Below are 13,441 nucleotides of genomic sequence, written 5' to 3'. Positions count from 1 at the left end.
GGTGCCCAGATCCCGACCTGACCCAAGACCGAGGAGTCACCATGTCAGTACGTACCGCCCACACCGCCTGGACCGGAGGCCTACCGGACGGGTCGGGGACCGTCGAGCTGGTCAGCTCGAAGTCGGGCAGCTTCGACGTGTCGTGGCCGAAGCGCACCGCCGAGACCGGTGAGGCAGGCACGAGCCCGGAGGAGCTGATCGCGGCCGCGCACTCGTCCTGCTACGCGATGCAGCTCTCGGCGCTGATCGCTCGGGCGGGTGGCACCCCGAAGTCGCTCGATGTCACGGCCGACGTGTCGTTCGGGCCCGACCCGGCGGGCGGCTTCCACATCCCGGGCATCAAGATCACCGTACGCGGCGACGTCGACGGGCTCGACGACGCGGGCTTCAAGGCGGTCGCCGAGGACGCCAAGGCCTCCTGCCCCGTCAGCAAGGCGTTGACCGGTACCGAGATCACGCTGGACGCCGCGCTCGCCTGAAGCCGCGGTCAGGACGGGCCGTTCCAGCGCAGCTCGTCGGACTGGTCGACGCCGCGGTACGCGGCGTCCGCCTCGCTGCGGTAGTCACTGAGGACCGCCTCGCGCAGGCTCTCGGCATCCTTCGGGAACGCCGAGAGCACCTCGGCGACACCGAGACCGGAGTCGGCGCGGTTCTGGTTGACGACCTGTCGCCATTCGACGGTGCCGCGCGGGTCCTGGTCGAGGCGGAGCAGGTCGACGACCTGGTTGGTCCGCTCCGGGCTGTCGGCCAGCTCTGCCAGCGCGTCGGGGACCTCGCCGCTCCTGTGGGCGTCGAAGCCGACCGAGCGCAGCGCGGTGTCGAGGAGGTCACCGGCGTCGTCCCCGACCTCCGCCGCGAGGTCGCGCAGCAGTCCGGGGTACTCCTCGAGCCGTCGCGTCGTCGCCGTCCGTCCGATATCGACCGCCTCGTCGACGCGGCGGCGACGCGCGTCCGTCGTACCGATGGCATTGCGGCGTGAGACGCCCAGCCAGGAGACCAGGAGCCGCAGCCGGTCGACGCTGTTCTCGCGGCTCACCGCGGTGGCGCGGTCGAGGACTGCGAGCGACTCGAGCGGGTGTCCCGCTCGCTCGAACAGGCGGCACTGCTGCAGGCTGAGATCGGTGACGGACGCGGGGTCCAGGGCCGTGGCCGCGACCTCCGCCTCCCGCCCGGCCAGGGCGATGGCCTCGTCGAGCCGTTCCAACGCCTCCAACGCCTCGATCTCGACGAGCGGGAGGAGCGACCCACCGTCGGCGCGGCGCCGTTCGCGGAGCAGTTCCAGGGCCTCCTGTGCGCGGCCGCGGGAGAGCATTGATCCGACCGTCGGCTCCACCTTCTCGAGCCACTCGGCGTCGTCGAGGAGGCGCCGGTCGTCGTCACCGACGAACGCCCGCGGCAGACGGGACAGCAGGAGCACCCGCGACCGCTGTGGCAGCTCGTCGACGGCCGTGACCAACCGCTCCGCAGCGCGCGGGTCCCAGATCGGGTCGAGCTTGTCGCGCCCCTGGCCGAGCAGCAGCCGGTGGTAGATCTCCTCGGCCCGGGACACTGGGTCGCGGCGGCGGGTGTAGTAGTCGACGGCGGCGAGCTGGACCGACCTCGCGTCCACCGTCGTGTCGCGCAGGATCTGCGGCAGCATAACTGCGCGCACGTCTTGACGGTGTTCGAGGACGTCGGGCTCGGGACGGTCGACGAGCATCGGCTCCGCGGCGAGCCGGTTGAACAGGTCGCGCTCGTCCACCTTGCCCAGCTCGATTCCGCCGGCCTTAGCGAGAACGTCACGGATGATCTCGGGGGTGATGCGGCGCAGCACCAACCCCGGATGTGCGACGGCCCGGACCAGCGGGTCCTCGATGTGACCGAGGATCCTCAGGTAGAGCTCCGCGTCGAGCTGCTCGTTGGCCGCCTGGAGACCGAACAGCGGGTCTTCGGCGCCGGCGCCGGTCTTGGCCAGGAGGGCCGCGAGCAACCGCACCGTCAGCGGCGAGATCAGGACCGGCTCGTTGCCGGTCGGGATCCCCGTGCCGATCTCGATGTGCCGGGTGCCGAACCGACGCACCAGCGTCTGTGCGCGGTCCCGGTCGACGGCGCCTCCGGCGAGGTCGACCATCAGCGTCACCGCGTCGCGTTCCGCGAGGCCGAGCAGCTCCGTGGTCGTCGTGATGGGGGCCAGCTCCGGGACGCGTGCGCGACCGGACAGCAGGACCAGCACGTGGCTTCTTCGGCAGAGCTCGCCGACGACGTCGGCCAGGGCGTACATCGCCGACGGGCCGCGGCGCTGCGCCTGCTCGACGGTGTCCATGACGACGAGGAGCCGGCTCCCGACCACCATCCCGTCGACCGCCTGCCCGAGGAGGTCGGCCCAGTACGTGTCCGGACCAGTGGCAGTACGACCACTGCTGGCGGAGCGGAACCCGCTGGAGGCCGACTCGCTCACGACCTTCGACCGTACGGTCGAGAACTCCCCGGAGCCTGCGGCGAGCTGCACGTCGAGCTGCTCGGTGATGGCCGCCACGAGCTCCGCGGGGTACATCGGGTTGATCGCCGGGTCGTCGAAGTCGAGCAGCGCGACCAAGTCTCGGTTCGGTTCGTCGACGGCCTCGACGACCAGCCGGGCGACGAGGGCGGACTTGCCGACCCCGCCGACGCCCCAGAGCACGATGGCCTTGCCCTCCGTGTCGGAGAAGCGCTGCCTCAGCTCCTCGAGCACGTCCTCGCGTCCGACGAAGTGGTCCGAGGCCATCGACCGCGCGTCGGCGAAGAGCAGCCGGCGACGCAAGTGGTCGGCGAGGTCCTCGGGGTTCGGGACGTCGTACCGCGAACCGCTCCACCACCGCGCCACGACCGACAGTGCGGCGGTCGCCTCGTCGTCGAGCTCGGCGACGTCCCACGCGGACCAGCCCGCGTCGAGTGACCGGTCCAGCGCCTGCTGAACCGGTGAGTCGACAACGTCCTTGACGGCCGCGCGAGCCCGGACCAGGTCGGCTCGGTCCGCGGTGGCAAACAGCCGGGTCCGCACGGCGTCGTCGAGGGTCCACGCGGCCGGTCCGTCGGCCACCGGGACGAGATGGCACTCCTGGTCGAGGAAGTCGATGACGTCGCCGCTCGACGAGGCGAGGGCGAGGATGTCGTCCGGGTCGAACGTCGCGACGACCCCGGCCCGCGCCCTCATCGCATCCTGCGCCACCTTCGCCGCCGGCGCTCTCACAGCCGGATTCCCATGATGGTCAACGCTTCCGTACGCGCGCGGGCGGCGAGCTGGTCGATCTTCGGCTCGTCGGCCAGGACGGTCTGGAGGATCGCACTGATCTCCTCGGCGGCCAGGCTCTTCCCGGCGTCGTGAGCACAGGCCTCGAAGAACGTCTGCAGATCGGTTCGGGTGAGCGGGACGACGTCCTCGACGAGGACCTTCGCGGCGTACTGCGCATCGAACTGCTCGGCGTAGCCCGCGAGGACCAGCTGTACGTCGTTCAGCTGGCCCCGGCTCACGTCGGCGATGAGCTGGGACACGAAGGCCAGGGTGTCGCGCTGGAGATCCACGCGGTTCAGCCCGTCGACGAAGAGGATCGTCCTGCCGCGCTCGGTCCGGTTGTACAAGCCGGTGAAGTGGTGAACCAGCTCGATGGCCCGACGGGTCCCAGTGGTCCGCCGTCCCGTGGCGGGCGGGCGGTCCAGGGCAAATCGCGCATACAGGAGGTCGGCGAGGTCGGTGGCCGAGCGGCCGGAACCGGGCGACGAGAAGTCCACCCAGGCGAGCCGGATGTCGTCGGGAAGGACCTGCTCGAGCAGGTCGAAGCTGAACGACTTGCCGGTGCGCTCGGGGCCGCGGACGATGAGGACGGGGTAGCCCTCCTCGATGAGTCGCTGAAGCCGGTCGCGCAGGCTGACCCGGTTGATGAACGGCCGGTTCCCGGGTCGCAGGAGACGCATGGCGTAACGCTCGGCGACCGGGGTGGCGGCGAGGACCTCGTCGGACGTGTCCACCGCGTCGAGCAGCGGCCCCATCCTGGGCTTGTCGACCGCCGCCTGGTCGACCAGTCTCCGGAGGAGGTGGTTGTTGTGGAGATCCTCGGCCAAGCCTCGCCAGTAGAGCTCCATCGAGAGGCTGCCGCTGCGCAGGAAACGTCTCGGGATGCCGGCGTCGACCAGCAGCGCCTCCACGAGGATCTCGTTGGTGTACTCCTCGGCCAACAGATGCACCAGCTGCTTGCCCTGCGAGGGGTCCCACGCCGACGAGTCGATCCAGCCCATCTCAGACCCCCGGGTAGACGCCCATGTCGCGCATCTGCGCGACGACGTGGCTCATCAGCCGGCCCTGGTTGCGCATCGACGTCGACTCACCCTGCGGTGCCGGCACGGCGAAGTGGTGCAACCCCACCAGATTCCAGCTGTCGTCGAACACCGGCGAGCCGGACGAGCCCACCTCAGTGTCGGTCCAGTACTGCAAGAGCTCCGGCTCCACCGCGCGAATCAGGTTGTGCTGGAAGGCGATCTTCTTCGGCTGACCCTCGGGATGCTGGATGATGTAGACGCGGTCGTCGACCTGCGGGGCGCGCGCGCCGACCAGGCTCAGGACGGGGTATGCGTCGGGGATCTCCTGGCTCGTCTGCACGAGAGCCCAGTCGTTGGCCAGGTCGAAGGCGACCGACTCCAGGTCGCACGGCACCTGGACGATGGTCCGCATCCCGCCCGCCCCGTCGGTCTCGTAGTCGAACCACGCCTCGGCCTGCGTGGCCTTGCGGTTGTCGTCCTTGGTGTTGAAGAGGACGTGATGGTTGGTCAGCAGGTGCCGTGGACCTACCCGGAACCCCGTGCCGTTCCCGCCGCCCCGCGGAAAGGTCACCGAGAGACGGCAGACGCTCTTGGCCCGTTCGGCCCCCACGGCGAGGAACGACACGTCGACGAACGTCGGCTGGCCCGCGATGATGACCGCCTCCTGGCGGCCGTCGGCGCTGAAGTTCTTCCAGGTCGGAGCCTCCTCGGTCGCCGGCCGGTCTGCGAAGACGACCGGTTCGTCCGAGCGGAGCTCGGTCAGCACGACAGCGAGCGACCCTCGCTCGGCGATCGCCGCGTCGAGCAGCTGCGGCACCTTGCCCTGCCCGTTCGCATACCGGAGCACCTCTCGCCAGCTGAGGTCGGCGCGATCGTGGAACGCGATCTGCCACAGGGGCAGCTCGGCGTCCTCGACCACCTTCTCGATCTCGGCGCGGCGATAGATGGTGGACAGCGCGGCGAGCGCGGCGCGCACCTCGGGAGCGTTGAGCTGCAACGGGTATGTCTCGAGCACGTTGGTCACGTACCGCCCCCTCGCGTGACGCAGAGGTCCATCTCGATCGTGGGACCGCTCACGGTGACTCCTGGATCAAGTCGATGGATAGACGATATCGACGGGGCAAGTCCGCGGGACACCCTTTCCAGAGTCGCCACCGGGTACGAAGATACGCGTCGGTCACGTCGTGGGCCCCGTCTGGCCCCTGCGCAGGTCGGATGCCAAGATCGGCTCGTGGACCTCATCAACCCGCCTCAGACGATCGCCTACCCGTCGCCGTCGTCGCGCCCACGGCGAGGGAGCCTCGAACGGATGGACCCGCACGTCATCGTGCTGTTCGGCGCCACCGGCGATCTCGCCCGGCGCAAGCTGCTCCCGGGCATGGCCCACCTCGTGCTGTCCGCCCTCTCCCCGGACATCTGTGTCGTCGGGACGTCGCTCGAGGACCTCGACGACGAGTCGTTCCGGGCGTTCGCGAAGGAGGCGGTGAAGGAGTTCTCCACCCACCGGCTCAGCGAGGAGCAGTGGAACACCTTCGCTGCGCGCCTTCACTACGTGCCCTCCTCGGCCGGGCCGGACGGTCTGCGTGAGGCGGTCGAGTCCGCGGAGGCCGAGCTGGGTGGCGGCAACGTCCGCCGGATCCACTACATGAGCGTCCCGCCCGCCGCGGCACCGGTGGTCATCAAGACGCTGCGCGACGCGCAGCTGGTCGATCGTTCGCGCGTCATCATGGAGAAGCCGTTCGGCACCGACCTCGACAGCGCGATCATCCTCAACGACCAGGTCCACGAGACCTTCGACGAGAGCCAGATCTTCCGCATCGACCACTTCCTCGGCAAGGAGGCGGCGCAGAACATTCTCGCGTTCCGCTTCGCCAACGGACTGTTCGAGCCGATCTGGAAGCGGGACTTCATCGACCACGTCCAGATCGACATCCCCGAGACGCTCGGACTCGACCGGCGGGCGGCCTTCTACGAGCAGACCGGGGCCTTCAAGGACATGGTCGTGACCCACCTGCTCCAGGTGCTCGCGTTCGTGGCGATGGAGCCGCCGACCGCGCTCGAGCCGAGGGCGATCAGCGAGGAGAAGAACAAGGTCTTCCGCTCCTTGATGCCGATCCACCCGAACGACGTCGTCCGTGGGCAGTACTCGGGCTATACCCAGGAGGAGGGGGTCCCCTACGACAGCGACACCGAGACGTTCATCGCCCTGAGGTGCGGCATCGACAACTGGCGCTGGGCCGGCGTGCCGTTCTACCTGCGTACCGGCAAGAAGATGGCCGAGGGCCAGCGGATCATCTCGATCGCCTTCAAGGAGGCACCGAAGTCGATGTTCCCGTCCGACTCGGGAGTCGGCAAGCAGGGCCCCGACCACCTGACCTTCGACCTGTCCGAGGACTCCAAGGTCTCGTTGTCGTTCTACGGCAAGCGTCCCGGGCCGGGGATGAAGATGGACAAGCTGTCGATGCAGTTCGCCACGCAGGAGGGCGAGCACTACGGGGACGTGCTCGAGGCGTACGAGCGGCTCATCCTCGACACCATGCGCGGCGACCACACGCTCTTCACCACCGCTGACGGCATCGAGTCGCTGTGGGAGCGCGCCCAGCCTCTGCTCGACGACCCGCCGCCGGCCAAACCGTATGCGCCGGGCAGCTGGGGTCCGAACGCCGTGCACCAGCTCATCGCCCCGCACGCGTGGCGACTGCCCTTCGAGCGCGCCTGGCGCGCCAAGAAGTAGCGCTCAGCCCTCGGCCGACTCCGGGCCGCCCGGGTTGCACCCAGCGCTGACCATCTGCGACTCACTGACGACCGGCCGCCACGGCTCGATGTTCCACGACGGCTTGTCGGGCTGGACGAGCCGCGCGTACGTCCAGTGACAGTCGAACTGCGCGCGCATCCCCGGCTGGGCGGCGTCCGGCGCCAGCCGGACCACCTCGGACCACGCCTCGTCGTCGTCGGCCGCTCCCTGGGCCGAGCGGCCGGAGGCGGTCGGGACGATGTGCAGACTTCGGCCACCTGACCCCTTGACCCATTGCACCCGGGCGACGAACGGGGGCACCGCCGTCGGAGTGGCCGACGCGGAGGGCGCGCTCGTCGCACTCGTCGCACTCGTCGTGCTCGTCGCACTGGGCGGCGCAGCCGCGGCGGTGACCGTCGGCGTCACCGGCGCGGCGGGCTCGGGCGAGGGCCCGGAGCAGCCGGCGAGAGAGACGGTGAGCCATCCGCATACCGACACCCCAAGCGCTGCCCGCGTGAGGCGGGGCAGCCGAGGGGCGGTCATGCCCGCCATCATCACAAATGTGGAAGGGAGCCGTGCTCCCTTCCACTCTCAACGTATAGCGCACCGGGGGGCTTGCGGCAAGGCCCCCGTCGTGGCGCAGAATCGCCGGCCGAGGCCAATGCCGAGATCGGAGACATGAGTGACGAGCGTGACCATCAGCGCATTCGACCTTCCCCCCGCCCTTGCCGCCAAGGACGACCCGGCGCTGATCGGCGGCGACGAACAGCACTTCGCGACCCTCGCGGCATCGCTCGAGGAGTCCATCAACCACCTGTCCGCGCGACTCGCCGAGCAGCGGCTGGCGGCCGGTGGCGGCGGCCAGCAAGCCCTGGAGCGGGACCTCGAGATCCACCGGCTGACCGCTCGGTTGCGGGCGCTGCGCCGGTTCGGGCTGGACCTGTGCCTCGGGCGGATCGTCCGCGCGGACGGCTCCGAGCCGGTCTACGTGGGCCGCCTCGGCCTGACCGACCGCACCGGCCGACAGCTGCTCGTCGACTGGCGCTCCCCCGACGCCGAGCCCTTCTTCGGAGCCACGCACGCCAACCCGATGGGCCTGGTCAGCCGCCGACGCTACCGCTGGACGGGCGGTCGGATCGGCGACTACTGGGACGAGGTGTTCACCGCGGACGGGTTCGAGGGGCACGCGGCCGCCCTCGACGACGAGTCGGCGTTCATCGCCAGCCTCGGGAGCAGCCGGTCCGCGCAGATGCGGGACGTGCTCGGCACGATCCAGGCCGACCAGGACGCCATCATCCGCGCTGGGTCCCGCGGCGGGCTCGTCGTCGATGGTGGGCCCGGAACCGGCAAGACCGTCGTGGCCCTGCACCGGACCGCATACCTGCTGTACTCCGACCCGCGGCTCGGTCACCGCCGGGGCGGCGTGCTCGTCGTCGGCCCCCACCGCCCCTACCTGAGCTACGTCGCGGACGTGCTCCCGAGCCTCGGCGAGGAGGGCGTGCAGACCTGCACGGTTCGGGACCTCGTCCCGGAGGGCGCGACGGCCGGCGTCGAGGCGGATCCCCAGGTGGCGCTGCTCAAGTCGTCGGCGCAGATGGTGAGCGCGATCGAGCCGGCGGTCGGGCTGTACGAGGAGCCGCCGGCCCGAGGCATGGAGGTCGACACTCCTTACGGGGACCTGTGGCTCAGCGCCACCGACTGGTCCGAGGCGTTCGCCTCGGCCTCGGGCACACCGCACAACGAGGCCCGTGACGACATCCTCGAGGAGCTGGTCACGATCCTCGTCGACAAGCACGAGGACGACGAGGCTCCCCCGGAGCCGCTGCGGCGATCGCTGGCCCAGAACCCGGAGCTGCTCACCGCTCTCAACACCGCGTGGCCGCTGGTCGAGGCGACCGACCTGGTGGCCGACCTGTGGTCGGTGCCCGCATACCTGCGTCGGTGCGCGCCCTGGCTCGCGGTCGACGAGGTCCGGGCGCTGCAGCGCGAGGACCCCCAGGCGTGGACAGTCTCCGACCTGCCGCTCCTCGACGCGGCCCGGCAGCGGCTTGGGGACCCGGAGGCGTCGCGGCGCAGGCGCCGGCGCGATGCGACGCTCGCGGCCGAACGGGAGGAGATGGCGAAGGTCGTCGACCACCTCATCGAGACCGACGACTCGGAGATGCACCTCATGTCCATGCTGCGGGTCCACGATCTGCAAGGCGCCCTGGTCGACGAGTCGGGGCTGCCCGCCGCCGACCCCGACCTGCTGGCCGGTCCGTTCGCGCACATCGTCGTGGACGAGGCGCAGGAGCTGACCGACGCCGAGTGGCAGATGCTGCTGCTGCGGTGCCCCCCGCACAGCTTCACCATCGTCGGGGACCGCGCCCAGGCCCGCCACGGGTTCGCCGAGTCGTGGGAGGAACGGCTGAACCGCATCGGGCTCGACCGGGTCCGGCTGGCCTCGCTCACCATCAACTACCGGACGCCGGTCGAGGTCATGGCCGAGGCGGAGCCGGTCATCCGCACCGTGCTCCCCGACGCCAACGTGCCGACGTCGATCCGCCACAGCGGCATTCCCGTCGTCCACGGGTCCGTCGCAGACCTGCGGTCGACCCTCGACACCTGGCTGGCCGAGCACGCCACCGGCGTCGACTGCGTCATCGGCGACCCCAGCTTCGAGGCGACCTCTCGGGTCCAGGCGCTGCTGCCCGAGGAGGCGAAGGGGCTCGAGTTCGACATGGTCGTGCTCGTCGACCCGGAGGAGTTCGGCACCGGCATCGAGGGAGCGGTCGACCGCTACGTCGCGATGACCCGGGCGACGCAGCAGCTCGTCATCCTCCGGAGCGCCTGACCCGACACCGCGAGATGAGCGCCACCCAAGGCAACCGACGGGCTACGACCAGCGGAACTCCATGGCGTCGTCGTGCTGGTCCGTGTCGCGCATGGCGTCGAGAACGGCGAGGTCGGCATCGGAGATGACGAAGTCCAGCTCGGCGTTCTGCGCGATGTGTGCGGTCGTGGTCGCCTTGGGCAGCACCACGGCTCCCCGTTGCAGCAGGTAGCGGATGCAGAGCTGGGGCGCGCTGACGTCGTAACCCGCCGCGATGTCGGTGATCTCGGGATGGTTGACGATCAGTCCGTGTGCGAACGGGGAGTACGCCTCCACGATGATGTCGTTCTCGGCACAGGTCGCGACGGTCGCCGACGGGTCCAGGCCGATGAACCACTTGATCTGGTTGACCATGGGGAGGGTCTCGCAGGCCGGAAGGAGACTGTTCAGGTCGTCGGTCTCGAAGTTGGACACGCCGATGGCCTTGACGCGGCCGGTGGCCAGGAACTCCTCCATGGCCTTCCAGATCTGCTGGTTCTCCCGCCGGCAGTCCTTGCCGATCTCGTCCCACGGCCACGGGGCGTGGATGAGGTAGAGGTCGAGGTAGTCCAGCCCGATCTGGTCCATGGTGGTCTCGAACTCCTCGAGTGCCCGGTCGTAGGCCTTCGCCTCCGCCGGCAGCTTCGAGGTGATGTAGAGCTGCTCACGCGGGATTCCGGAGTCGCGAATCGCTCGTCCGACCGAGGCTTCGTTGCCGTAGGCCCGGGCCGTGTCGATGTGGCGGTAGCCGAGCCGCAACGCGTCAGCGACGGCGTCGTAGCACTCGTTACCCTCCTCGAGCAGCCAGGTCCCGAACCCGACCTGGGGGATCTGGGTTCCGTTCCGGAGGGTGTACGCCTCGGTCAGCACGCTCATCGGCGCTCCTTCTCGTGTGGGGACCTCGCCACCCTAGACAGGCACTCCCCCGGGACCCGGAACGGGGGCCTCGTCGGCCGGAGACGCCTTTCACGCTCGGGTGGTCGTGGCGTGGTCGATGTCGGTGACCTCGCTGAAGGGTTCCTCGACCGTGCGCGAGTCGGTCAGTGAGAGGGCTCCCCAGGCGGTCACGATCCCGACGACGACAGCGAGGAGGGCATACGTGATCCGCTCGCCGCGGAAGAAGGACTCGACGAGACCGTCGCTCCACGTTCCCGCCGGCAGCTGGCTCGTCACGAGCACCGCGACCAGGGTGCCGACGACGGCGGTCCCCACGCTGGTTCCACCTCCTGAGCGGTGTCGTTGAGGGCGGCGCCGATGGAGGTGCGGTTGGCGGGCATGGCGTCGACGAGGGCTACCGCACAGATGGTCATGACGGTGCCCAAGGAGATCGTCATGACAACCATGGACACCGCAATGGCCAGGTAGCCGTGCTCGACGCCCCACGCCAGCCCGCCCAGAGAAACGGCCATGAGGGCCGCTCCGAGGAGACACGCGACGCGGTGGCCGAAGCGTCGGCCCAGCCACTCCGTGAGGGTGTTGCCAGCACCCTCGTGACGATGATGGGGAGGTTGGCCACGCCGGCGCGCACCGGGGTCCATCCGAAGGCGTACTGGAAGTGCAGGATCAGCCCGAACATGACGCCGGCCATGGCGATCGAGCTACACCGCGTACCGTGCCGACCGAGAAGAGCCGCAGGTCGAGCATGGGTGACGGCGTTCGGCGCTCGTGCATGACGAACGCGACGAGGGCGAGGACGGCTCCGACGGCGGAGGCGATGGTCAGTGCCGACAGCCGGCCGTGCTCCACACCGCTGGTGAGGACGAAGCAGCCGAGCCCGATCGCGGCGATACTGAGGACCGCGCCGGGCAGGTCGAGTCGGTCGTGGGTCAGACCCTCGGGGCGGTCGGCCGGCACGCCGAGTCGCACGCCGACCCAGGCGATCAGGGCGATCGGGGCGAGGGGGCGGGCGGTGCGGATGGTCGGCCTGATCCGGGGCTGGCCACGGCTGGGTTCGTCACGCGCCTACGCGACGAGCTCAAGACACTGGTCGAAGGTGGTAAATCCGGCTGGCGGTATCACCCAGAACCGCGGCGAGCTCCGACTCCGACAGGCGGTTGAGGCATTGGCGAAGCGGGTTCCAGATGTCCTGATAGCTGTTGGCTCCCAAGAGTGCGAAGGGCCAGTCGCCGCCGTACATGAGTCGGGTTGAACCGAAGACCTCAAGGGCGTGATCCACGTACGGCTGGTAGTCCTTCGCGCCACGGCGACCTGCCCTCGCGGCGGTGTTCAACCCGGAGAGCTTCGCGACGACATTCGCGTGGGCCGCGGCTTGGTTCAGCAGACGGGCCCAGGGCTGCCACCCGCAGGACGCAATGGGAGGCTTTCCGAGGTGGTCGACGACGATGCTCAGGTCGGGTCGTTGTTCGGCCAGTTCGCCGACGTTGCGGAGGAGGTCGAGCGACTCGGCGCAGAAGTCGAACGGCAGGTCCCGTTCGATGAGGACGTCGAAGCCGCTCAATACGTCGGGCCGTAGCACCCAGTCAGGGTCGGGTTCGCGGTGGATGAGGTGGCGAACGCCGACGACGGAGGCGCCCGCCACCTGCCAGCCGTCCAGCAGCTGGATGACCCGCTTGGCGTTGTCCAGGGGTACCCAGGCGACGACCCCGGCGACGGTTGGGCTGCGCGCTGCCTCGAGGAGCATGAATGCGGTGTCGGCGAGGTTGTCCGCAGCCTGCACCAGGATGCTTGCCGTGACGCCGACCGCCGCCATCTCGTGCTGGACGTCGGCGTGGGTAAAGGCTCGGTTCAGAGGACCCAGGCCGGGCGTCAGCCACGGGTAGTCGACGACGGCCGGATCCCAGACGTGCTGATGAGCGTCGATGACCCTCACCTCAGGTCCCTGGGTCGCCTGACCCGACTCCGACCGCCTTCGCGCGGCCTGCGGCGAACACCGCGTCCAGGCGGCCGAGCGCCGTGCGCAGGTGCGCCTCCATGGCCGCGTGGGCGGTGTCGGGCTCGCCCGCGGCGATCGCCCTCGCGACGGCAACGTGTTCCGGCTTCGTCGCCGCTGCCTGTCCGGCGTGATGGTAGAGCCGGTACATGTGCAGGTGGCTACGCAGCCGCGCGAGCGTCTCACGGGCCAGGGCGTTGCCGCCGAGCTCCGCGACCATGTCGTGGAACGTCGCGTCGTAGTTCATGTCCAACCGGTTTGCGGCCGGGTCCTCACCGCCGGCACCGCGGGTGCGAGCGAAGGCACGAAGCTCACGAGCCTGGCGCGGCGTCGCGAGCCGAGCGGCGGCCGCCGCGGTGGGGGGCTCGATGAGCAGCCGGAGCTCGATCAGCTCGTGCAGCTGATCGAGGCCGATCAGTGGGGCGACGGTGTAGCCACGCTGCGGCTCCTTGATGATGAGCCCTTCGGCCTCGATGCCGGCCAGGGCTTCCCGCACCGGCGTCGGCGACACACCGAGCGTCCGGGCAAGGCTCTCGATGTTCAGGCGGGTCCCCGGCGGGAGCGAGTGGTTCATCAGCATGTCCATGACGACGTCAAAGACGTCGTCGGCCAACGGCCGTCGCTGAGCCAGTCGACGTCCCGCGTCGGTGGACCGCATCGTCTCGTCGAGCTCGTTCGGGGTCACGTTCCTCCT

The 13,441-nt window shown here is 69.8% G+C and carries 13 protein-coding genes; 3 read left to right on the top strand and 10 right to left on the bottom strand.

Annotated elements, in window-relative coordinates:
* Positions 1 to 41 precede the first annotated feature (41 nt).
* A complete protein-coding gene (locus tag VIG79_RS01845) occupies positions 42 to 479 on the top strand; it encodes an OsmC family peroxiredoxin (protein WP_331881388.1) in 438 nt (145 codons plus the stop codon).
* An 8-nt stretch (positions 480 to 487) separates the two neighbouring features.
* On the opposite strand, the gene VIG79_RS01840 is transcribed toward VIG79_RS01845, so the two are convergent.
* From VIG79_RS01840 to VIG79_RS01830, 3 genes are read right to left on the bottom strand one after another with little or no spacing between them, the layout of a single operon-like run.
* Complete coding sequence (locus VIG79_RS01840; protein WP_331881386.1) at positions 488 to 3,172, bottom strand: ATP-binding protein; 2,685 nt, start codon at positions 3,170 to 3,172, stop codon at positions 488 to 490.
* A gap of 32 nt (positions 3,173 to 3,204) precedes the next feature.
* Positions 3,205 to 4,251: an effector-associated domain EAD1-containing protein gene (locus VIG79_RS01835; RefSeq protein ID WP_331881384.1), complete on the bottom strand. Its 1,047-nt coding sequence runs from the start codon at positions 4,249 to 4,251 to the stop codon at positions 3,205 to 3,207.
* 1 nt (position 4,252) lies between these two features.
* A complete protein-coding gene (locus VIG79_RS01830) occupies positions 4,253 to 5,296 on the bottom strand; it encodes a trypsin-like peptidase domain-containing protein (protein WP_331881382.1) in 1,044 nt (347 codons plus the stop codon).
* 285 nt (positions 5,297 to 5,581) lie between these two features.
* On the opposite strand from VIG79_RS01830, the gene zwf reads away from it, so the two are divergent.
* On the top strand, positions 5,582 to 7,006 hold the full coding sequence (zwf, locus tag VIG79_RS01825; protein ID WP_331881380.1) for a glucose-6-phosphate dehydrogenase: 1,425 nt from the start codon (positions 5,582 to 5,584) through the stop codon (positions 7,004 to 7,006).
* A 3-nt stretch (positions 7,007 to 7,009) separates the two neighbouring features.
* On the opposite strand, the gene VIG79_RS01820 is transcribed toward zwf, so the two are convergent.
* Positions 7,010 to 7,549, bottom strand: a complete 540-nt coding sequence (locus VIG79_RS01820; RefSeq protein ID WP_331881378.1) for a DUF2599 domain-containing protein — start codon at positions 7,547 to 7,549, stop codon at positions 7,010 to 7,012.
* A 139-nt stretch (positions 7,550 to 7,688) separates the two neighbouring features.
* Here VIG79_RS01820 and helR point away from each other — a divergent pair, with 139 nt between their 5' ends.
* Positions 7,689 to 9,839, top strand: a complete 2,151-nt coding sequence (gene helR / locus VIG79_RS01815; RefSeq protein ID WP_331881376.1) for an RNA polymerase recycling motor ATPase HelR — start codon at positions 7,689 to 7,691, stop codon at positions 9,837 to 9,839.
* A gap of 42 nt (positions 9,840 to 9,881) precedes the next feature.
* Here the strand turns inward: helR and VIG79_RS01810 are convergent, their stop codons facing one another.
* The 6 genes from VIG79_RS01810 to VIG79_RS01785 form a co-directional block, all read right to left on the bottom strand.
* Complete coding sequence (locus VIG79_RS01810) at positions 9,882 to 10,733, bottom strand: aldo/keto reductase (protein WP_331881373.1); 852 nt, start codon at positions 10,731 to 10,733, stop codon at positions 9,882 to 9,884.
* A gap of 90 nt (positions 10,734 to 10,823) precedes the next feature.
* On the bottom strand, positions 10,824 to 11,069 hold the full coding sequence (locus VIG79_RS01805; RefSeq protein ID WP_331881370.1) for a hypothetical protein: 246 nt from the start codon (positions 11,067 to 11,069) through the stop codon (positions 10,824 to 10,826).
* Complete coding sequence (locus VIG79_RS01800) at positions 11,027 to 11,266, bottom strand: hypothetical protein (protein WP_331881367.1); 240 nt, start codon at positions 11,264 to 11,266, stop codon at positions 11,027 to 11,029. The genes VIG79_RS01805 and VIG79_RS01800 overlap by 43 nt, the downstream gene beginning before the upstream one ends.
* Positions 11,267 to 11,420: 154 nt before the next feature.
* Positions 11,421 to 11,723, bottom strand: coding sequence for a hypothetical protein (locus VIG79_RS01795; RefSeq protein ID WP_331881364.1), 303 nt, complete (start codon positions 11,721 to 11,723; stop codon positions 11,421 to 11,423).
* A 109-nt stretch (positions 11,724 to 11,832) separates the two neighbouring features.
* Complete coding sequence (locus VIG79_RS01790) at positions 11,833 to 12,687, bottom strand: amidohydrolase family protein (protein ID WP_331881361.1); 855 nt, start codon at positions 12,685 to 12,687, stop codon at positions 11,833 to 11,835.
* Position 12,688: 1 nt separating this feature from the next.
* Entirely contained in the window at positions 12,689 to 13,432 is a 744-nt protein-coding gene (locus tag VIG79_RS01785; protein WP_331881358.1) for a GntR family transcriptional regulator, read from the bottom strand.
* Between the last annotated feature and the right edge of the window lie 9 nt (positions 13,433 to 13,441).

Source organism: Lapillicoccus sp. (assembly GCF_036559105.1).
Classification (GTDB): Bacteria; Actinomycetota; Actinomycetes; order Actinomycetales; family Dermatophilaceae; genus Lapillicoccus.
This window is presented reverse-complemented; position numbering and strand designations above follow the sequence as displayed.